Raw genomic sequence first — 19,877 nt, forward strand, 5'->3', positions numbered from 1 at the left:
GTCTTCGCTGAACACCGGTTCCGTTCCATGTCCGACCTGGATCATCACCTCGCTCACAACCTCGCCGACGTGCGGCAACGCATCGCCGCGGCCGCGCAAGCGGCCGGCCGCGACGCGCATGCCGTAATGCTGCTCGCGGTCTCCAAAACGTTTCCCGCCGATGCCGTGCGCGCCGCCCATGCGGCCGGCCAGCGCGCGTTCGGCGAAAACTACGTGCAGGAAGCGCTCGACAAGATCCACACGCTCGCCGATCTGCGCGCGTCGCTCGAATGGCATTTCATCGGCCCGCTGCAGTCGAACAAGACGCGGCCCGTCGCCGAGCATTTCGACTGGGTGCATTCGGTCGACCGGCTCAAGATCGCGCAGCGGCTTTCGGAGCAGCGTCCCGACAATCTGCCGCCGCTGAACGTGTGTCTGCAGGTCAATGTCAGCGGCGAAGCGTCGAAAAGCGGCGTGAGCGTCGCCGAGGCCGCCGATATCGCCCGGCAGATCGCGGCGCTGCCGAAGCTGAAACTGCGCGGACTGATGTCGATTCCCGAACCGGCCGGCGATCTCGACGCGCAGCGCGCGCCGCATCGCGAGTTGCGCGAGCTGTTCGAGCGCTTGCGCGGCGATGGGCTCGCGCTCGATACGCTGTCGATGGGCATGTCGGCGGATCTCGAAGCAGCCGTGCTCGAAGGCGCGACGATCGTGCGCGTCGGCACCGCAATCTTCGGCGCGCGCGATTATTCGCATTGAGCTTTTTCGCTGGATCCGCGCGAGCATGCGCGGGTCCGTCACCGCATCCAGCATTTCACCTGAACCTCACCGGGACCATCATGAAAATTGCGTTTATCGGCGGCGGCAACATGGCCGCGGCATTGATCGGCGGCCTCATCAAGCGGGGCGTCGCACCCGCTGACCTGTACGCGATCGATCCGAACGAAGACGCGCGCAAGCGCAACGAGCAGCAATTCGGCATCCGCGCCGGCGCGGCCGCAGACGGCGCGCTCGCCGCCTACGACGCCGTCGTGCTCGCGGTGAAGCCGCAGATCCTGAAGAGCGTGGCCGAGGCAGTGGCGCCGCATCTGCGCGCGCCGCAACTGGCGATCAGCATCGTCGCGGGCATTCGCATCGGCGACCTGTCGCGCTGGCTGAACGGCCACAGCCGCATCGTGCGCGTGATGCCGAATACGCCGGCGCTGATCGGCATGGGCGTGACGGGGCTGGTGGCGACGAACAGCGTCGACGAAGCGGGCCGCGCGCTCGCGTCGGAGGTGCTCGGCGCGGTCGGCGAAACCGTCTGGTTCGACGACGAAACGAAGATCGACGCGGTCACCGCGATCTCAGGCAGCGGACCGGCCTACGTGTTCTATTTCATCGAGGCGTTGCAGGAAGCCGCGCGTCAGCTCGGCATGAACGAAGCGCAAGGCCGCGCGCTCGCGGTCGCGACCTTCACCGGCGCCGCGCAACTCGCGGCCAATTCCGACGAGCCGCCGAGCATGCTGCGCGAGCGCGTGACGTCGAAAGGCGGCACGACCGCGGCAGCGCTGGCGTCGTTCGATGCGAGCGGCGTCAAGGATGCGATCGTACGCGGCGCGCTTGCCGCCGATGCGCGCGCGAGAGAGATGGGTGACGAGTTCGGCAAGCAATGACCTGACCGTCACGCAGAAACAGACACGCCGTAGCGCGGCTCCCCTTCGTCCTCTTCGTCCTCTTCGCATCGGGGCAGGCGGCTACGGCGTCCGGACATGGCGGCGGCCTTAAAAAGCCGCGTGCATCAAAACGAAGCCGCCGCGTAATGCGCGGCGATCCCGACGAACAGCGCGCCGCCGAGCCAGTTGTTATGACGGAACGCGGCAAAGCATGGCATGCGTTCGCGGTTGCGAATCAGCGTGTAGTGATAGATCGCGCAACCCGCCGCGACCGCCCAGCCGATCCAGTACAGCACACCGAAGCCAAGCACCACGCCGATGCCGACGTAAATCCCGAGCGTCACCGCGTAGCACAGCATGACCGCGGCCACGTCGAAACGGCCGAACGTCAGCGCCGACGTGCGGATGCCGATCCTGATGTCGTCGTCGCGATCGACCATCGCATATTCGGTGTCGTACGCGACCGACCAGAAGATGTTCGCGAGCAGCATCACCCAGGCGAGCAGCGGCACGTGGTCCTGCACCGCGGCGAACGCCATCGGAATGCCGAAGCCGAATGCGATGCCGAGATAAGCCTGCGGAATCGCGAAGAAACGCTTCGTGAACGGATAGCTTCCGGCGACGAACAGCGCCACCACCGATAGCTGCTTCGTCAGCGCGTTGAGCGGCAGGATCAGCAGAAACGCGAGCAGCGACAAACCGGCGGCGAGCGCCACCGCTTCCCACGCGTTGATCTTGCCCGACGTGATCGGGCGATTTTCGGTGCGCTTCACATGGCGGTCGAAATCGCGGTCCGCATAGTCGTTGATCGCGCAGCCGGCCGAGCGCATCAGCACCGTGCCGATCGTGAAGATCACCAGCAACTGCCACGACGGACGGCCGCCGGACGCAATCCACAGCGCGTTGAGCGTCGGCCATAGCAACAGCAGGCTGCCGATCGGCTTGTCCATGCGCACGAGACGCAAATACAGGGGAAGTCGGGCAAACATGGGACGAATTCGGTGAAGTGCGAACACGGTGCGGCTATTTTACGGGATGCGCGTGACAGGCCTGGATTCGCGCGGCCGGGGCTTGCTTGCGCACTCTGTACGCACTCGCGGTGTGTGGGCGTTGCACGGTGACGCCATAAAAAAACAAAGCCTCCCGTGCAGGGAGGCCTGGTTCGTTATCAATCAGCGCGGCGTGAGCATCGCCCAGACCGGCATCATGTTGCGACTCGAGCGCAACTTAGGCAAGCAGCGAGCGCAGCATCCACGCGGTCTTTTCGTGCGTTTGCATGCGTTGCGTGAGCAGGTCTGCGGTCGGTTCGTCGTTGGCGGCTTCCGTCGACGGGAAGATCGCGCGCGCGGTGCGCACCACGGCTTCCTGACCTTCGACGAGCTGGCGGATCATGTCTTCGGCGGCCGGCACGCCGTCCGCTTCGGGGATCGACGACAGCTTCGCGAAATCCTTGTAGCTGCCCGGCGCATGCACGCCCAGCGCGCGGATTCGCTCGGCGATTGCATCGACCGCGAGCGCGAGTTCGTTGTATTGCGTTTCGAACATCAGATGCAGCGTATTGAACATCGGACCCGTGACATTCCAGTGAAAATTGTGGGTCTTCAGGTACAACGTGTAGGTGTCAGCGAGCAGACGCGACAGCCCATCCGCGATCTTCTTGCGATCCTTGTCGCTGATCCCGATGTTGACGTGCTGTACGGCTGCGGCTTCTTTCTTGGCCATGACAACTCCTTTGAAGAGTGATACGAACCGGTCGGCAAATGACGGTCTGCGAAACAGACTTAAAACGTTCGACAGTGTAGCGTGAAATTCCACGAGGTTTGCGCAAGGCTAGCCTGTGGCCTTGATTTGACGGCACTTTGCGGCAGTTTGTCGCCGGCGCCTGATTGCCGGCGCTCAACCACCCAATGCATGCCGCAACGCCTGCGCGGCGAGCACCGCGAAGCCGCTCGTGACGATCGCGAAGCCGACCGCCTTGCGCAGCATCGCTACATACTGCTCCCGCCGCCGTTGCAGGCCGCGCGCGGCGGCCGGAGCGCCAATAGTTGCCATCATCATCTGGATCATGATCGTACTCCCGGTTCGTCTCTCTGCTGACGCAGCGCCGCCAGCGCCGCGATCACGCCTTCCGCGTAGGCCGGATCGGCGCGACGGAAATGCTCGATCTGACGCGCGACGATTTCCTGCGGCACGCCATCGATATGCCGCGCGATATTGCCGAACAGACGCTCACGTTGCGCGGCGTCGAACAGTTCGAACAGCATGCGCGGCTGCGTATAGTAGTCGTCATCCTCGCGATGCTCGTAACGCGCGACCGCGCCGGCCGCGAGCGGCGGCTCCGACGCATTGGCGTCCTGCGCGAAATCGCCGAAACGGTTCGGTTCGTAATTCACGTTGCCACCGAGATTGCCGTCGGTGCGCATCGCGCCGTCGCGATGGAACGAATGCGGGTTCGGCGTGCGCGGCGCGTTCACCGGAATCTGGTGGTGATTGATGCCGAGCCGGTAACGCTGCGTATCGCCGTACGAAAACAGCCGCCCCTGCAACAGACGATCCGGCGAAAAACCGATGCCCGGCACCACGTTGGCCGGCGTGAACGCGGCCTGCTCGACGTCCGCGAAATAGTTCGCCGCATTGCGATTCAACTCGATCGTGCCGACGTCGATCAGCGGATAGTCCTTCTGCGACCACACCTTCGTGATGTCGAACGGATTGAAGCGATAGTTCGCCGCGTCCGCTTCGGGCATCACCTGAATCGCGAAGCGCCACGTCGGGAAGTTGCCCGCGTCGATGCTGTTCACCAGATCGCGTTGCGCGCTTTCGCGGTCCGCGGCGATCACACGCGCGGCCTCGGCGTCGGTAAAGTTCTCGATGCCCTGCAGCGACTTGAAGTGGAACTTCACCCAGAAACGCTCGTTGTTCGCGTTGATGAACGAGTACGTATGCGAGCCGAAGCCGTGCATCTGCCGGTAGTTCTTCGGAATGCCGCGATCGCTCATCAGAATCGTCACCTGATGCAGCGACTCCGGATGACGCGACCAGAAATCCCACGCCGCGACATTGCTGCGCAGGTTCGTATACGGGTCGCGTTTCTGCGTGTGGATGAAATCCGGAAACTTCAGCGGATCGCGGATAAAGAACACCGGCGTGTTGTTGCCGACCACGTCCCAGTTGCCTTCTTCGGTGTAAAACTTGATCGAGAAGCCGCGCACGTCGCGCTCGGCGTCGGCCGCGCCGCGCTCGCCGGCCACCGTCGAAAAGCGCATGAAGAGCGGCGTTTCCTTGCCGACCTGCGCGAACACCTTCGCCTTCGTGTAGCGCGAGATGTCGTGCGTCACCGTCAGCGTACCGAACGCGCCCGATCCCTTCGCGTGAACGCGGCGCTCGGGAATCACTTCGCGATCGAAGTGAGCGAGCTTTTCGAGCAGCCAGACGTCCTGTAGCACGACCGGGCCACGGGCGCCGGCGGTCATCGAATTCTGGTTGTCGGCGATGGGTGCGCCGGCGGCATTGGTAAGCTTACGTTCGGACATGCGTACTCCTGCGTGGTTTTTATCGAAATAGAGGGGGAAGACGAAGCGGCATCCGCGACAGGAGTGCCGTCAAGAGTCGGCGCGTCAGGCGCCCAGCACCCGGTCGACCAGCAGGGCCAACGCGACGGTGCGCGCGCTCGGCGCGGGGGCCGTCGGGGCCACCGCGGCCGGTTGTGCATTGGAAGCGTTAATGGGCTGCGAATCGGCTTGCATGATGTTTTCCTCCGGGCTTGTCCCAGGCGCCGAGCGTCGGCGCTGAGCCTTATGAGATAAGGGGATCGGTCGATCCATGGAGGAAACTATACCAATTGCTATCGAATATTAGTATTTGATTAATTTAATCTATTCGATAGGTCTTGCTTGTGCCCTTTTTTGAGATCTCCACACCGGTAGCGCGGTGCGGAGCCGGCCATCAATTGACGGCGGCCGGCAAATCGAGCTTCCTGACACCCGGCAGCTCGCAGGCGGCGATCGCCTCGCAGATCGCGTCGATCGCCGGCATGCGCGTGAAGCTCTTGCGCCACGCGAGCACGACGCGCCGGTCCGGCACCGGGTCGTCGAACGCGACGTAGCTGAGCAGACCCGCATCGATACCGGCCGCATGCGGCTTGACTTCGTGCACCGACATGCGCGGTAGCACCGTGATGCCGACACCGCTCGCGACCATATGGCGAATCGTCTCGAGCGACGAACCCTCGAAGGTCTTCTGGATGCCGTCCGCGTTCTGCGAAAAGCGCATCAGCTCGGGGCACACACCGAGCACGTGATCGCGGAAGCAGTGGCCGCTGCCGAGCAGCAGCATGGTTTCCTGCTTCAGGTCGTCGGGATCGATCTTCGGGCGGGTTTCCCACGCATGACCGGACGGCAGCGCGACGACGAACGGCTCGTCGTAGAGCGGGCGCAGCATCAGTCCCGTTTCGGGGAACGGCAGCGCCATGATCGCGACGTCGATTTCGCCCTGCTTGAGCAATTCGATCAGCTTGAGCGTGTAGTTTTCCTGCAGCATCAGCGGCATCTGCGGAACATGCGCGATCATCTGCTTGACGAGCGTGGGCAGCAGATACGGCCCGATCGTATAGATCACGCCGAGGCGCAGCGGACCGACGAGCGGATCCTTGCCCTGCTTGGCGATTTCCTTGATCGCGAGCGTCTGCTCGAGCACGCGCTGGGCCTGCGTGACGATCTGTTCGCCGATCGGCGTGACGCTGACCTCGCTGGTGCCGCGCTCGAAAATCTGCACGTTCAGCTCGTCTTCGAGCTTCTTGATGGCGACGGACAGCGTGGGCTGGCTGACGAAGCACGCTTCGGCCGCCCGGCCGAAGTGCCGCTCGCGAGCCACCGCCACGATGTATTTCAATTCGGTGAGCGTCATTCGGGGATCAATCAGTGTGATGAATTCGATAGATTCAAGTTATACACCCTATAGGGTCGGTTCGCCAACCTTCGCCGACCTTCTGACTGAAGCGCGCCGCGCGAAGCACGAGCCGGTCAGGCTCATGCCTTCAGATACTGCTCCCGCGCGCCGAGCCAGCGCGCCAGATGCTGGATGACGACCTCGGGATATTTTTCCAGCAGCGTCGCGGCGGCCTCGCGGGCCGGTTCGATCAGCCACTGGTCGTTCTGCAGGTCCGCGAAGCGCAGCATCGCCGCGCCCGACTGACGCGCGCCGAGAAATTCGCCCGGACCGCGAATCTCGAGATCGCGCCGCGCGATCTCGAAGCCGTCGGTGGTCTCGCGCATCGTCTGCAAACGCGCGCGCGCCGCGATCGACAGCGGCCCCGTGTACAGCAGCACGCACACCGATGCGGCGCTGCCACGCCCCACCCGCCCGCGCAACTGATGCAACTGCGCGAGGCCGAAGCGCTCCGCATGCTCGATCACCATCAACGACGCGTTCGGCACGTCGACGCCGACTTCGATCACCGTCGTCGCGACCAGTAGCTGAATCTCGTTGCGCGAGAACGCATCCATCACCGCGGCCTTCTCGGCGGGCGCGAGACGCCCATGCACGAGCCCGACCTTCAGTTCGGGCAGCGCGGCCACGAGCGTTTCGTAGGTTTCGACCGCGGTCTGCAACTGCAAGGTCTCGCTTTCCTCGATCAGCGGACACACCCAGTACACCTGGCGCCCCGTCAACGCCGCCTCGCGCACGCGGCCGATCACCTCGTCGCGGCGCGCGTCGGAGACGAGCTTCGTCAGGATCGGCGTGCGGCCGGGCGGCAGTTCGTCGATCGTCGACACGTCGAGGTCGGCGTAATAGGTCATGGCGAGCGTGCGCGGAATCGGCGTCGCGGACATCATCAACTGATGCGGCTGGAAATCGTGCGCGCCGTCGGCCGCGTTGCGGGCCTTCGCGCGCAGCGCGAGCCGTTGCGCGACGCCGAAGCGATGCTGTTCGTCGACGATCACGAGGCCGAGCCGCGCGAACTCGACCGCGTCCTGGATGATCGCGTGCGTGCCGATCACGAGTTGCGCGGTGCCGAGCGCGGCGGCTTCGATCGCCGCGCGCTTCTCTTTCGTCTTCAGGCTGCCGGCGAGCCACGCGACGTTCACGCCGAGCGGCTCGAGCCAGCCGCGCAGCTTGCGCGCGTGCTGCTCGGCGAGGATTTCAGTGGGCGCCATCAGCGCGGCCTGGTAGCCGGCGTCGATCCCCTGCGCGGCGGCGAGCGCCGCGACGATCGTCTTGCCGCTGCCGACGTCGCCCTGCAACAGCCGCTGCATCGGATGCGGCTGCGTCAGGTCGAGCGCGATCTCGCCGCCGACACGTTTCTGCGCGCCCGTCAGCGAAAACGGCAGCGCCTTCAGCAAACGCGCGACCAGCGCCGACTCGTCGCCGAGCTTGCGCCGTGGCATGGGCGGCGCGGCACGCGTGCGGCGCTCGTCGTGCGCGCGCTTGAGCGACATCTGCTGCGCGAGCAGCTCCTCGAACTTGATACGGATCCACGCCGGATGCGTGCCGTCGATCAGCGCGGTCTCGTCGGACTGCGCGCCCGGATGATGCAGCGTGCGCACCGCGTCCATCAGCGACGGCACGCCGAGCGGCTCGAGAAACGCGCGCGCGACCGGCGCGGGCAGCAGCTCCGGCAGCGACGTGCGCGACAGCGCGTTGTCGATCGCCTTGCGCAGATACGCCTGCGACACGCCCGCCGTGCTCGGATAGACCGGCGTCAGCGCCTGCGGCAACGGCGTGTCTTCATCGACGACGCGCACTGTCGGATGGACCATCTCCATGCCGAAGAAGCCACCGCGCACGTCGCCGCGCACGCGCAGCCGCGCGCCGGGCGCCATCTGCTTGACCTGCGAGCCGTAGAAATTGAGAAAGCGCAGCACCAGCTCGTCGCCGTCCGCGTCGCGCAGCTTCACGAGCAGTTGGCGGCGCGGCCGGTAGGCGATCTCGTTGTCGAACACCACGCCTTCGGTTTGCGCGACGCCGCCCGGCAGCAGTTGCCCGATCGGCGTGAGCGAGGTTTCGTCCTCGTAGCGCATCGGCAGATGCAGCACGAGGTCGATCGCGCGCGTGAGACCGAGCTTGGCGAGCTTGTCGGCGGTTTTGAGCGCGGGTTTCGAGGTGGTTTTAGCGGTGGACCCGGCTTTGGCGGCGGGTTTGTCGCTTGCGTTCGCGTCCGGGGATTCGTTCGCCGGGTTGGATGTGCTGGCGCCGGCATTGTCGCCGCTGGGCGCGGCATCGCGGTCAGTCGCCGTCATCCCGCCATCCGCGCCGCCCTCCGCCACTTGCCCCCGCGCGCCACGGCGCCGCGGCGCGGCGCCCGCTTCGAGGGTGGCAACGGACGATCGGCGGTCGGACAAAGGCATGGGCTGCTTCGCAAGTACAATATCGGCTGCTGTCAAAAAAATGTCGTGCCGCCCTTCGCGCTCCATCGCATGCAGGATGCGGCACAGGGCGCGCAGGCCGCTTCGGCGTCCCGCCATCATAGCCGCCCGGCTCCAGCTTCGGCTCAATTCAGTCCCAATTCGCTTCCAGTCGTTCGCATGTTTACGCTTTCCGATTTCGATTTCGATCTGCCGCCCGAGCTGATCGCGCAAGTCGCGCTGCCCGAGCGCAGCGCGAGCCGTCTGCTCGAAGTGGACGGCGCGGGCGCCGCCGACGGCGCCGCGCGTCTGATCGACCGCCGCTTCACGGAGCTGCCCGGGTGCATCGCGCCGGGCGATCTGCTGATCTTCAACGATACCAAAGTGCTGAAGGCGCGCTTCTTCGGCCAGAAGGCGAGCGGCGGCCGGATCGAAGTGCTGGTGGAACGCCTGACCGGCGAGCGCACCGCGCTCGCGCAGATCCGCGCGAGCAAAAGCCCGCAGCCGGGCATCACGATCCGTCTCGCGGATGCGTTCGAGGTCACGGTCGGCGAGCGCGTCGAGCCGTTCTACACGCTGCATTTCCCCGCCGACTGCCTGACGCTGATCGAGCAGTACGGCCGTCTGCCGTTGCCGCCGTACATCGAGCACGATGCCGACGCGACCGACGAAACCCGCTATCAGACCGTGTTCGCGCGGAACCCGGGCGCGGTTGCCGCGCCGACCGCGGGCCTGCATTTCGACGACGCGCTGCTCGCGAAGCTCGACGCGCGCGGCGTCGAGCGCGCGACGCTCACGCTGCACGTCGGCGCGGGCACGTTCCAGCCGGTGCGGGTCGAGAACATCGCCGAGCACAAGATGCACAGCGAGTGGTATCACCTGCCGCAATCGCTGGCGGACAAAATCGCCGCGACGAAGGCACGCGGCAACCGCGTGATCGCGGTGGGCACGACCTCGATGCGCGCGCTCGAAGCCGCCGCGCGCGACGCCGAAACCGCCGGACGGCCGCTCGCCGCGACGAGCGCGGAAACCGACATCTTCATCACGCCGGGCTACCGGTTCCGGGTGGTCGACCGGCTGGTGACGAATTTCCATTTGCCGAAGTCGACGCTGCTGATGCTGGTGTCGGCGTTCGCCGGGATCGACGCGATTCGCGCGGCGTATCGTCACGCGATCGAGGAGCGGTATCGTTTTTTCAGCTACGGCGACGCGATGCTGTTGACGCGCCGCGACGTTTGAGCCGCTTGAAACACCCCAGCGTACCGTTTCCCGCTTTTTGCGTTCCCAGCCGCCGCGAACCCTTCCGGCGGCGTTTAATTGTTTGCGCCGGACTGTTTTCCGGTAGCTCAGGAGTTACCCCATGACCCTTGGCCATCCCTCGCAACAGCCTGTCCACGAGCGCCCCGCCGACGGCCTCGAATTCCAGCTGCTCGGCACCGACGGCCAGGCGCGCCGCGGCCGCGTCACGCTCAATCACGGCGTGGTGGAGACGCCGATCTTCATGCCGGTCGGCACCTACGGCACCGTGAAGGCGGTCCAGCCGCGCGAGCTCGACGAGATGCACGCGCAGATCATCCTTGGCAACACGTTCCACCTGTGGCTGCGCCCCGGACTCGAAACGATCGGGGCGCACGGCGGCCTGCACGGCTTCATGGGCTGGAAGAAGCCGATCCTGACCGACTCCGGCGGCTTCCAGGTGTTCTCGCTCGGCGATCTGCGCAAGATCACCGAGGACGGCGTCACGTTCGCGTCGCCGATCAACGGCGACAAGCTGTTCCTGTCGCCGGAAGTGTCGATGCAGATCCAGAAGGTGCTGAACTCGGACATCGTGATGCAGTTCGACGAATGCACGCCGTACGCGACCGACAACGTCCCGACCTCGCACACGGAAGCGGCCGGGTCGATGCGCATGTCGATGCGCTGGGCGCAGCGCTCGATCGACGAATTCCGGCGCCTCGGCAATCCGAATGCGCTGTTCGGCATCGTCCAGGGCGGCATGTTCGAGGATCTGCGCGACGAATCGCTCGCCGGACTCGCGGAGAAAAACTTCCACGGCCTCGCGATCGGCGGTCTGTCGGTCGGCGAGCCGAAGGAAGACATGATGCGCATCCTCAACCACATCGGCCCGAAGCTGCCCGCCGACAAACCGCACTACCTGATGGGCGTCGGCACGCCGGAAGACCTGGTGGCGGGAGTCGCCGCCGGCGTCGACATGTTCGACTGCGTGATGCCGACCCGCAACGCGCGCAACGGCTGGCTGTTCACGCGTTTCGGCGACATCAAGATCCGCAACGCGACGCACAGGAACTCGCTGCGCCCGCTCGACGAGCAATGCGGCTGCTACACCTGCCGCAATTTCACGCGCGGCTATCTGCATCACCTGCACCGCGTCGGCGAAATCCTCGGCGCGCAGCTGAACACGATCCACAACCTCCACTACTACCTCGAACTGATGCAGGAGATGCGCGACGCGATCGACGCAAAAATGTTCGACGCGTTCCGCAAGCGCTTCCACGAGAACCGCGCGCGCGGCGTCGAACCCTCTTCCTGAGCGCGCGGCGCGCGGATTCCACTGAGGAATCCGCGCATTTCGCCCACCGGCGCACGCATAAAACTTACAATTCACTTTCGCCGCGCACTGAATCGGACTCGCTCGACGGACCCGAACCGGACCTTTAACCGGTTGATCGCAAAGCCGATTCGCCGCGACGGCGCGTCTGCGGCCGGTGGTAGAATAACCGGCTGATTTTTTTGTGTTTGACTGATAACGGAGAGACCAACGTGTCGTTCATTTCCAATGCCTTCGCGCAAGGCGCTGCAGCAGGTGGCGTTGAATCCAACCTGATGAGCTTCCTGCCGCTGATCCTGATGTTCGGCGTGTTGTACTTCATCATGATCCGCCCGCAAATGAAGCGCCAGAAGGAACATCGCAACATGCTCGCAGCGATGGCCAAGGGCGATGAAGTCGTGACGAACGGCGGCATCGTCGGCAAGGTGACGAAAGTGGGCGAAGCCTATGTCGGCATCGAAATCTCGGAAGGCACGGAAATCACCGTGCAAAAGGCGTCGGTCACGACGATTCTCCCGAAGGGCACGATCAAGTCGCTTTAAGGCCTGCTCTCCCCGCGTCCGGCGCGGCCTCGCCGGCGGTTCACACACAGTTTGGTTAGCAGTTCCGTTGAATCGCCCGCGCTCATCGCCGGACGCATCGCATCCAAGCCAACCTTCCCGTTGGACCACTCATGAATCGCTACCCCCTCTGGAAATACGCCGTGATGCTGGTGGCTCTGGTCATCGGCCTCGTGTACACGCTGCCCAATCTGTACGGCGAAGCGCCGGCGGTGCAGGTGTCGAGCGGCAAGGCGACGGTCAGGCTCGACGCCACGACGCTCGCGTCGGTCGAAGCCGCACTCGCGTCCAATCAGATCAAGCCGACCGCGGTCACGTTCGACAACTCGCAGAACAACGCGAACATCCGCGTGCGCCTCACGGACACCGACACGCAGTTGCGCGTGAAGGACCTGCTGCAGAAATCGCTCAATAGCGATCCGAACGATCCGCAGTACATCGTCGCGCTGAACCTGCAAAGCGCGTCGCCGAACTGGCTGACCGCGCTGCGCGCGCTGCCGATGTACCTCGGTCTCGACCTGCGCGGCGGCGTGCACTTCCTGCTGCAGGTCGACATGGCCGGCGCGCTCAACAAGAAGCTCGATTCGGACGCGTCGGACGTGCGCACGATGCTGCGCGACAACAACATCCGCGACGGCGGCGTGAATCGCGTGAACCAGTCGGTGGTGGTGAACCTGGCCGACCAGGCCACCGCGGATGCGGCGCTCAAGCTGCTCGGCCGCGGCGTCAGCGAACTCCAGTGGGCCTCGCAGCCGAACACCGGCGCGGATGGCGGCGTGCAGCTCGTCGGCACGTTCACGCCTGCCGTGCAGCGCGCGGTGCAGGATGCCGCGCTCAAGCAGAACATCACGACACTGCATAACCGCGTGAACGAACTCGGCGTGGCCGAGCCGGTGATCCAGCAACAGGGCGCCGATCGCATCGTGGTCGAGCTGCCGGGCGTGCAGGACACCGCGAAGGCGAAGGACATCATCGGCCGCACGGCGACGCTCGAAGCGCGCCTCGCCGATCCGGTCAACACGCATCCGAACCCGAACGATCCGGTGCCGCCGGGCGATGAACTCTTCACGCAAGGCAATCAGGTGCCGGTGCTGCTGCGCAAGCAGGTGATCTTCACCGGCGACCGCATCATCGACGCATCGGCGGGCTTCGACGAGCATCAGCGCCCGTCGGTCAACATCCGCCTCGACTCGGCCGGCGGCCGCGCGGTGCGCGCGGTGTCGCGCGACAACATCGGCAAGCCGATGGCGATGGTGCTGTTCGAGCGCGGCAAGGGTGAGGTGCTGACGGTCGCGACCATTCAATCGGAACTGGGCGACCGCTTCCAGATCACCGGCCAGCCGACCCCGCAGGCCGCCGCCGACCTCGCGCTGCTGCTGCGCGCCGGCTCGCTCGCCGCGCCGATGGACATCATCGAGGAACGCACGATCGGCCCGAGCCTCGGCGCCGACAACATCAGGAAGGGCTTCCACTCGGTCGTGTGGGGCTTCGCGGCCATCGCCGTGTTCATGATCGCGTACTACATGCTGTTCGGCGTGATCTCGATGATCGGTTTGTCCGTGAACCTGCTGCTGCTGGTCGCGGTGCTGTCGATGCTGCAGGCCACGCTCACCTTGCCGGGTATCGCCGCTATCGCGCTCGCGCTCGGTATGGCCATCGACGCGAACGTGCTGATCAACGAACGCGTACGCGAGGAACTGCGCCATGGCGCGCCGCCGCAACTGGCGATCCAGAACGGCTACGCACATGCATGGGCGACGATTCTCGATTCGAACGTGACCACGCTGATCGCCGGCCTCGCGCTGCTCGCGTTCGGCTCCGGTCCGGTGCGCGGCTTCGCGATCGTCCACTGTATCGGCATCCTGACGTCGATGTTCTCGGCGGTGTTCTTCTCGCGCGGCCTCGTCAATTTCTGGTACGGCGGCAAGAAGAAGCTGAAGTCGCTGTCGATCGGCCAGGTGTGGCGTCCGCAAGCGGCCACCGCCGGCTCGGCCCCGTATCTGGGCAGCAACGATGCCGCGACCGACACCGCGCAGGCCATCGCCGCCGCGAAGGCAAGCTCGAAAGCGAGCGCGAGAGCACCGGCCGCGACCGGCTCGCAGGGCCGCGTAAAGCCGAGCGTGCGCCGCCGCAATGCGCCGGGCACGCCGGCATCGAACGGCTCGTCGTCGAACACGTCCGCGCCGCAGAAACCGGGTTCATCCCGCTGAGTCCCGGAGAACAAGACCATGGAATTTTTCCGTTTCCGTAAAGACATTCCGTTCATGCAGCGCGCGTTGATCTTCAACGCGATCTCGCTGCTGACGTTCCTCGCCGCCGTGTTCTTCCTCGTGCATCGCGGGCTGCATCTGTCGGTGGAATTCACCGGCGGTACCGTGATCGAAGTGCAGTATCCGGGCGCGGTGCCGCTCGACCCGGTGCGTAACACGCTCGGCAAGCTCGGCTATGCCGACGCGCAGGTGCAGAACTTCGGCTCCTCGCGCGACGTGCTGATCCGTCTGCCGTTGAAGACGGGCTACACGTCCGCGCAGCAGAGCGAACAGGTGATGGGCGCGCTGAAGGCCGACACGCCGCAAGTGCAGTTGCAGCGCGTCGAGTTCGTCGGCCCGCAGGTCGGCAAGGAGCTCGCCACCGACGGTCTGCTCGCGCTCGCCTGCGTCGTGGCCGGCATCGTGATCTATCTGTCGTTCCGCTTCGAATGGAAGTACGCGGTGGCCGGCGTGATCGCGAACCTGCACGACGTCGTGATCATCCTCGGCTTTTTCGCGTTCTTCCAGTGGGAGTTCTCGCTGTCGGTGCTGGCCGCGGTGCTCGCGGTGCTCGGCTATTCGGTGAACGAGTCGGTCGTTATCTTCGACCGGATTCGTGAAACCTTCCGCCGCGAACGCAAGATGACCGTGATCGAAGTGATCAACCACGCGATCACGAGCACGATGTCGCGAACCATCATCACGCACGGCTGTACGCAGATGATGGTGCTGTCGATGTTCCTGTTCGGCGGTCCGACGCTGCACTACTTCGCGCTCGCGCTGACGGTCGGTATTCTGTTCGGTATCTACTCGTCGGTGTTCGTCGCCGCCGCGCTCGCGATGTGGTTCGGCGTGAAGCGCGAAGATCTGCTGAAGGAAAAGAAGGAACGCGTCGATCCGGACGATCCGAACGCGGGCGCGCAGGTCTGATCCGCGCTTAGTCGTAGTAAACGCCTGGCGCGGAGCAGCTTGCGCGACAAAACAAAACGGCCGGTTCTTTCGAACCGGCCGTTTGCGTTTACAGAGGTGCCCGCGCGCTGCCCTAGCGGAACCCCAGCTTGCGCCGCGCCCCAATCAGCGCCGCGATGCTCAGCAGCGCGGCAAAAATCATGTAATAACTCGGCGCGGCCTTCGAACCGGTCACACCGATCAGCCACGCGATGATGAACGGCCCGAAGCCGCCGAAAATCGTCACCGCGATGTTATAGGCGAGCGACATGCCGGTCGTGCGCGTCTGCACCGGAAAGATTTCCGACAGCAGGCCCGGCGTCGCGCCGAAGTATCCGCTGACGAGAAAGCCGAACACGATCTGCCATACGATCAGCGTGCCGAAGCTCGGATGCGCGATCAGATACAGGAACGCCGGATAGATCAGCAGAAGCAGCAGCGTCGCCGCCGCCAGCATGATGCGCGTGCGTCCATGCAGGTCCGACAGATGCCCGGCGACCGGCGAGAACACCATCTGGATCAACCCCGTCACCGCGATCGCCGAGAACGCGACCGACGGCGCCAGTCCCAACTGCTTCACGCCGTAGGTCGGCATGAACAGCACCAGATACGTGGACACGGTCCCGAGCACCACCACGCCCATCGCGATCACCAGCCGCAGCTTCTGGGTCGCGAACGTATCGCGCAGCGGCGTCTGGGTCGTTTCGGCCGCGAGGAATTCGGGCGTCTCGTCGAGCTTCGTGCGGATATAGAAGGCGACCGGCCCGATCAGCAAGCCGAAGATGAACGGCACGCGCCAGCCCCACGACGCCATCTGCCCGGGCGTGAGCGTGCCGGTCAGCAACGCGCCGAAGCCGGCGGCCAGCAATGTGGTCAGCCCCTGGCTCGCCATCTGCCAGCTCGCGAAGAAGCCGCGCCGCCCCGGCACGTGCTCGGCCAGAAACGCGGTCGCGCTGCCGAACTCGCCGCCTGCCGAGAAGCCCTGCATCAGCCGCGCGAGCACGAGAATCACCGGCGCGGCGAGGCCGATGCTCTGGTAGGTCGGCAGGATCGCGATGATCAGCGTGCCCGTCATCATCAGCACGATCGACAGCGTGAGCGCCGACTTGCGCCCCGCGCGGTCCGCATACGCGCCGATCACGATCGCGCCGAGCGGCCGCATGAAGAACGACACGCCGAAGGTGCCGAGCGTCAGCAGCAGCGAGACCGTGTCGTTGCCGGCCGGGAAAAACAGCTTCGAGATGATCACCGCGAAAAAGCCGTAGACTACCAGATCGAACCATTCGAGCGCGTTGCCGATCGAGGCGGCAGTCACCGCGCGCCACGAATTCTGCCGGCTCCCCGCGACGCTTGCTGCTGTCGTTGCATCCATCCAGATCTCCTGTATCCCGCGCGAAATATTTATCGACGCGCGCGCACCACTCGCGCGTTGGCCGCACCGGCTACGCGCATCACCGGCATGACTCCATGCGCTCTATTTAACTGAAAAAATAAAACGAGGCGAGCAACAAATAACGGATGCCCGCCGTGCAAGGCCGCAACGCTAGCGAATGGCGATCAAAAAACCGCTTCGTCGCAAAGCGAACGAAGCGGTTTTTCGTGTTGCGGCGCAACGCGGAAGCGAACCGCGCGCGCCTGTCCCGGCGGCAACGTGAGCGCGCTTACTGCTGCTTGATGCCTTCGGACTGGATATGCAGGCGCGTTGTCATGCTGAAGCCATATTTCGCGCCGAAGTCCATGCCGAAATCGGCGCGGTTGAATTCCGTGCTCGCCTCGACGCCGCACACTTCGCGCTTGAGCACCGGATGCTGCATGCACTTGAACGAGTCGATCTTCAGATTCACCGGCTTCGTGATGCCGCGAATCGTCAGATTGCCGACCACCTCGACCGGCTTGTCGCCGTCGAATTTGATCTCGGTGCCTTTGTAGGTCACGGCCGGATATTTGGTCACGTCGAAGAATTCGGCTGCCTTCAGATGATCGTCGAGCTTCGAGTTGCCGGTCTGCACCGACGCCGGATCGACGGTCACGTCCACCGTGCCGGTTTTCGCCGCGCGATCGAGCGTCACCGTGCCGGTGGTTTTCGTGAACTTGCCGCGCCAGATCGACAGACCGCCGAAGTGATCCGCCTCGAAGCTCGGATACGTGTGGGTCGGATCGAGCATATAGGTGTCGGCGGCAAACGCACCGAGCGACAGCGACGAAGCCAGCGCGCCAACAGCGATCAACATGGACGTTTTCAATTCATGCTCCTGTATTGCGTTGAAAATCGCGATGAAAACTGCGGTGAAAAAACCACCGCGCGTTACTTGCGCGCGGCAACGATATGAAACCTGATCACCACTTCGTCGGCGACGACCGACGTATCCTTCCATTCGCCGGTGCCGATATCGAATTGCGAGCGTTTGATCGGCAACGCGCCGTCGAAGGTCTGCGTCGCGCCCTGCTGCGTCACCGTGACCGGCACCACGACCGTCTGCGACTTGCCCTTGATCGTCAGCTTGCCCGTCACCTTGAACTGGTTGCCGCCGGCCGGCGCGATCGCGCTCGACACGAACGTCGCGTTCGGATAAGTCTTCGCGTCGAACCACTCCTTGCCGCGCACCTGCTCGTTGTAGCTTTCGTCGCCGAGGTCATAGCTGCCGACGTCGACGCTCAGTTGCGCGCTGCCTTCGGCGGGTTTGGCCGGATCGAAATTGACCTGCGCGGTGAACTTGCCGAACTTGCCTTCGACCGGCACGTTCATCTGCTTCGAGGTGGCCGTCACCGAACTCTTCGCGACGTCGACCTGCGCGAGCGCGCCGCCCGCGACGCTCAGCGAGGCCGCCGCGAACGCGGCGAGCATGTAGCGATAAAACGAGACCTTCATGGTTGTCCTTATTTGAGAAAAGGAAGCATGCGCGACAGCAGGCCGTCGCGATCGAGCCATTGATGCTTGAGAGCCGCCGCGACGTGCACCGCGACCAGCACGAGCAGCGTGTAGTTGAGCGCGATGTGCAGGTTCTTCAGCACTTCCTTGAGATGCGGATCGGGCGCGATGATGCGCGGCAGCGGAATCAGCCCGAGATAGACGACCGGCACGTTCGCCGCCGAGCTGTACAGATAGCCGGACGCGGGAATCGCGATCATCAGCACGTACAGCAGCAGGTGCACGAGATGCGCGGCGCCGCGCTGCCAGCGCGGCATGCGGCGCGGCATCGGCGGCGCGGCGTGGGTCGCGCGCCACAGGATGCGCAGGATCGCGAGCGCGAACACGGTCACGCCGATCCATTTGTGCCAGGAGAAATAGCGCAGCTTGGTGGGCGTGAAGCCCGGGATGTCGGTCATCACCCAGCCGAGCGAGAAGCCGCAGACGATCAGCAGCGCGATCAGCCAGTGAAACGCGATCGCGGTCCGCGTGTACGACTCCCGGTTACCGAACGAAGGATTGAGTGTCATCGAGGTTCAACGCAGGCTGATTGAAGTTAACGGCGCGGCGGGTCCGGCTATTCCCGACGGCTTTCCAGCCGCGGACGAGGACCACCAGGGACCACGACAGCTCACGGCCGCCATGCTACCCCAAGCGCGGAAAGCTGGCTCGAACGGCATCGATTGGACGGGTCCGATTTTTGCGCCCCTTGGCGCCGGTCATGCCGCACGCGTTGAACAAATCAGGGACGGAGATTGTCCGAGCCGGAGCAATCCATGCCAGACTATGCGCCAACCGCCGCGGACGAGGCCGGACCGCCGCCGGATTACGGCTTCCTTCCACCGCGCCGTTCGCCCCGTCAGTCAGGCCGCGTTTGGTACTATTGCTCCAACCGTTCGCCTGACCTGCCGTCAACAACACAGGCCTTGCACGCCGCCCCTCACGTCGTTAGCCCATCCGCCGCATGGAACATGACAACCTGATCGCGTGCCATGAATGCGATACGCTGTTCCGCAAGCCCCGGCTTGTCGGGCGCACCACCGCGCGCTGTCCGCGCTGCGGCGCGACGCTTTATCGTGGCGTCTCGCGCAAGCTCGACGCCATTAGCGCAATGACGCTCGCCGCGCTGATCACGTTTCTGATCGCACAGGCCTTTCCGATCGTCGAACTCGATGCCAACGGCATCACCTCGCAAACCACGCTGTTCGGCGCGCTCGTCGCGCTGTGGGGCGAGGGCATGGAGATCGTCGCGGTCATGGTGTTCTGCTCGACAGTCCTCTTCCCGCTCACCGAGCTCGTCGCGCTTCTCTACGTGCTAGTGCCGCTGCGCGCCGGCTACGTGCCGGTCCACTTCAACCGCGTGCTGCGCGCGATCCAGTTCGTGCGGCCGTGGGGGATGATCGAAGTGTTCATGCTCGGCGTGCTGATCACGATCGTCAAGATGGTCAGCCTCGCGCGCGTGATTCCCGAAGCGGCGCTGTTCGCGTTCGGCGCGCTCACGCTGATGTTCGCGGTGGTCGTCACGTTCGATCCGCGCGTGCTGTGGGATCTCGCCGACGAACTCGGCGAGAGCGGCAAGCGGCCGCTGCCGCGCACGTCGGCCGATAGCGCGGCGGCGGCCGTCGGTTCGCTCGCCGGACCGCCCGCGCCGCCCGCCCTGCAAACC

19 protein-coding genes are annotated in these 19,877 nt (G+C 64.8%); 8 read left to right on the top strand and 11 right to left on the bottom strand.

Going from position 1 to position 19,877, the window contains the following annotated elements:
- Nucleotides 1-27 precede the first annotated feature (27 nt).
- Nucleotides 28-738 carry a YggS family pyridoxal phosphate-dependent enzyme gene (locus QM685_RS11660; protein WP_415115909.1) on the top strand — a complete coding sequence of 237 codons (711 nt, stop codon included), beginning with the start codon at nt 28-30 and terminating at the stop codon, nt 736-738.
- Nucleotides 739-818: 80 nt separating this feature from the next.
- Nucleotides 819-1,634: a pyrroline-5-carboxylate reductase gene (proC, locus tag QM685_RS11665; protein ID WP_415115911.1), complete on the top strand. Its 816-nt coding sequence runs from the start codon at nt 819-821 to the stop codon at nt 1,632-1,634.
- A gap of 125 nt (nt 1,635-1,759) precedes the next feature.
- Here proC and ubiA read toward each other — a convergent pair whose 3' ends face one another.
- From ubiA to recG, 7 genes are all read right to left on the bottom strand, one after another.
- The gene (gene ubiA / locus QM685_RS11670) at nt 1,760-2,623 is read right to left on the bottom strand and encodes a 4-hydroxybenzoate octaprenyltransferase (RefSeq protein WP_415115913.1); all 864 of its coding nucleotides are present in this window, start codon (nt 2,621-2,623) and stop codon (nt 1,760-1,762) included.
- A gap of 238 nt (nt 2,624-2,861) precedes the next feature.
- Nucleotides 2,862-3,356 (bottom strand): Dps family protein, encoded by a 495-nt coding sequence (locus QM685_RS11675; RefSeq protein WP_415115915.1) that lies wholly within the window; start codon nt 3,354-3,356, stop codon nt 2,862-2,864.
- Between the two features lie 174 nt (nt 3,357-3,530).
- The gene (locus QM685_RS11680) at nt 3,531-3,701 is read right to left on the bottom strand and encodes a hypothetical protein (protein ID WP_415115917.1); all 171 of its coding nucleotides are present in this window, start codon (nt 3,699-3,701) and stop codon (nt 3,531-3,533) included.
- The gene (locus QM685_RS11685; RefSeq protein WP_415115919.1) at nt 3,698-5,167 is read right to left on the bottom strand and encodes a catalase; all 1,470 of its coding nucleotides are present in this window, start codon (nt 5,165-5,167) and stop codon (nt 3,698-3,700) included. The genes QM685_RS11680 and QM685_RS11685 overlap by 4 nt, the downstream gene beginning before the upstream one ends.
- A gap of 84 nt (nt 5,168-5,251) precedes the next feature.
- Nucleotides 5,252-5,380 carry a hypothetical protein gene (locus QM685_RS11690; protein ID WP_415115921.1) on the bottom strand — a complete coding sequence of 43 codons (129 nt, stop codon included), beginning with the start codon at nt 5,378-5,380 and terminating at the stop codon, nt 5,252-5,254.
- 199 nt (nt 5,381-5,579) lie between these two features.
- Nucleotides 5,580-6,539, bottom strand: a complete 960-nt coding sequence (locus tag QM685_RS11695; RefSeq protein ID WP_415115923.1) for a hydrogen peroxide-inducible genes activator — start codon at nt 6,537-6,539, stop codon at nt 5,580-5,582.
- Nucleotides 6,540-6,661: 122 nt separating this feature from the next.
- The gene (gene recG / locus QM685_RS11700) at nt 6,662-8,980 is read right to left on the bottom strand and encodes an ATP-dependent DNA helicase RecG (protein ID WP_415115925.1); all 2,319 of its coding nucleotides are present in this window, start codon (nt 8,978-8,980) and stop codon (nt 6,662-6,664) included.
- A 177-nt stretch (nt 8,981-9,157) separates the two neighbouring features.
- On the opposite strand from recG, the gene queA reads away from it, so the two are divergent.
- The 5 genes from queA to secF all read left to right on the top strand — a co-directional run bounded on the left by queA (nt 9,158) and on the right by secF (nt 15,285).
- Nucleotides 9,158-10,216: a tRNA preQ1(34) S-adenosylmethionine ribosyltransferase-isomerase QueA gene (gene queA / locus QM685_RS11705; protein WP_415115927.1), complete on the top strand. Its 1,059-nt coding sequence runs from the start codon at nt 9,158-9,160 to the stop codon at nt 10,214-10,216.
- A gap of 121 nt (nt 10,217-10,337) precedes the next feature.
- The gene (tgt, locus tag QM685_RS11710; RefSeq protein ID WP_415115929.1) at nt 10,338-11,528 is read left to right on the top strand and encodes a tRNA guanosine(34) transglycosylase Tgt; all 1,191 of its coding nucleotides are present in this window, start codon (nt 10,338-10,340) and stop codon (nt 11,526-11,528) included.
- A 230-nt stretch (nt 11,529-11,758) separates the two neighbouring features.
- The gene (gene yajC, locus QM685_RS11715) at nt 11,759-12,088 is read left to right on the top strand and encodes a preprotein translocase subunit YajC (protein ID WP_176109522.1); all 330 of its coding nucleotides are present in this window, start codon (nt 11,759-11,761) and stop codon (nt 12,086-12,088) included.
- A gap of 131 nt (nt 12,089-12,219) precedes the next feature.
- Entirely contained in the window at nt 12,220-14,316 is a 2,097-nt protein-coding gene (gene secD, locus QM685_RS11720) for a protein translocase subunit SecD (RefSeq protein WP_415115931.1), read from the top strand.
- 18 nt (nt 14,317-14,334) lie between these two features.
- Nucleotides 14,335-15,285, top strand: coding sequence for a protein translocase subunit SecF (secF, locus tag QM685_RS11725; protein WP_415115933.1), 951 nt, complete (start codon nt 14,335-14,337; stop codon nt 15,283-15,285).
- Nucleotides 15,286-15,397: 112 nt separating this feature from the next.
- On the opposite strand, the gene QM685_RS11730 is transcribed toward secF, so the two are convergent.
- The 4 genes from QM685_RS11730 to QM685_RS11745 all read right to left on the bottom strand — a co-directional run bounded on the left by QM685_RS11730 (nt 15,398) and on the right by QM685_RS11745 (nt 18,741).
- A complete protein-coding gene (locus QM685_RS11730; protein WP_415115935.1) occupies nt 15,398-16,675 on the bottom strand; it encodes an MFS transporter in 1,278 nt (425 codons plus the stop codon).
- A gap of 289 nt (nt 16,676-16,964) precedes the next feature.
- A complete protein-coding gene (locus tag QM685_RS11735) occupies nt 16,965-17,534 on the bottom strand; it encodes a YceI family protein (RefSeq protein ID WP_415115937.1) in 570 nt (189 codons plus the stop codon).
- 74 nt (nt 17,535-17,608) lie between these two features.
- Entirely contained in the window at nt 17,609-18,172 is a 564-nt protein-coding gene (locus tag QM685_RS11740) for a YceI family protein (RefSeq protein ID WP_415115939.1), read from the bottom strand.
- 8 nt (nt 18,173-18,180) lie between these two features.
- The gene (locus QM685_RS11745) at nt 18,181-18,741 is read right to left on the bottom strand and encodes a cytochrome b (RefSeq protein ID WP_415115941.1); all 561 of its coding nucleotides are present in this window, start codon (nt 18,739-18,741) and stop codon (nt 18,181-18,183) included.
- 434 nt (nt 18,742-19,175) lie between these two features.
- On the opposite strand from QM685_RS11745, the gene QM685_RS11750 reads away from it, so the two are divergent.
- A partial coding sequence (locus QM685_RS11750) for a paraquat-inducible protein A (protein WP_415115943.1) occupies nt 19,176-19,877 on the top strand: 702 nt, incomplete at its 3' end.

Origin of the sequence: Paraburkholderia sp. (assembly GCF_047605525.1) — a bacterium.
Classification (GTDB): Bacteria; Pseudomonadota; Gammaproteobacteria; order Burkholderiales; family Burkholderiaceae; genus Paraburkholderia.

Bases quoted from the DNA above. Each gene is read 5' to 3' on its own strand.
- QM685_RS11660 (WP_415115909.1), top strand. From the start codon at position 28: ATGTCCGACCTGGATCATCACCTCGCTCACAACCTCGCCGACGTGCGG.
- proC (WP_415115911.1), top strand. From the start codon at position 819: ATGAAAATTGCGTTTATCGGCGGCGGCAACATGGCCGCGGCATTGATC.
- ubiA (WP_415115913.1), bottom strand. From the start codon at position 2,623: ATGTTTGCCCGACTTCCCCTGTATTTGCGTCTCGTGCGCATGGACAAG.
- QM685_RS11675 (WP_415115915.1), bottom strand. From the start codon at position 3,356: ATGGCCAAGAAAGAAGCCGCAGCCGTACAGCACGTCAACATCGGGATC.
- QM685_RS11680 (WP_415115917.1), bottom strand. From the start codon at position 3,701: ATGATCCAGATGATGATGGCAACTATTGGCGCTCCGGCCGCCGCGCGC.
- QM685_RS11685 (WP_415115919.1), bottom strand. From the start codon at position 5,167: ATGTCCGAACGTAAGCTTACCAATGCCGCCGGCGCACCCATCGCCGAC.
- QM685_RS11690 (WP_415115921.1), bottom strand. From the start codon at position 5,380: ATGCAAGCCGATTCGCAGCCCATTAACGCTTCCAATGCACAACCGGCC.
- QM685_RS11695 (WP_415115923.1), bottom strand. From the start codon at position 6,539: ATGACGCTCACCGAATTGAAATACATCGTGGCGGTGGCTCGCGAGCGG.
- recG (WP_415115925.1), bottom strand. From the start codon at position 8,980: ATGCCTTTGTCCGACCGCCGATCGTCCGTTGCCACCCTCGAAGCGGGC.
- queA (WP_415115927.1), top strand. From the start codon at position 9,158: ATGTTTACGCTTTCCGATTTCGATTTCGATCTGCCGCCCGAGCTGATC.
- tgt (WP_415115929.1), top strand. From the start codon at position 10,338: ATGACCCTTGGCCATCCCTCGCAACAGCCTGTCCACGAGCGCCCCGCC.
- secD (WP_415115931.1), top strand. From the start codon at position 12,220: ATGAATCGCTACCCCCTCTGGAAATACGCCGTGATGCTGGTGGCTCTG.
- secF (WP_415115933.1), top strand. From the start codon at position 14,335: ATGGAATTTTTCCGTTTCCGTAAAGACATTCCGTTCATGCAGCGCGCG.
- QM685_RS11730 (WP_415115935.1), bottom strand. From the start codon at position 16,675: ATGGATGCAACGACAGCAGCAAGCGTCGCGGGGAGCCGGCAGAATTCG.
- QM685_RS11735 (WP_415115937.1), bottom strand. From the start codon at position 17,534: ATGTTGATCGCTGTTGGCGCGCTGGCTTCGTCGCTGTCGCTCGGTGCG.
- QM685_RS11740 (WP_415115939.1), bottom strand. From the start codon at position 18,172: ATGAAGGTCTCGTTTTATCGCTACATGCTCGCCGCGTTCGCGGCGGCC.
- QM685_RS11745 (WP_415115941.1), bottom strand. From the start codon at position 18,741: ATGACACTCAATCCTTCGTTCGGTAACCGGGAGTCGTACACGCGGACC.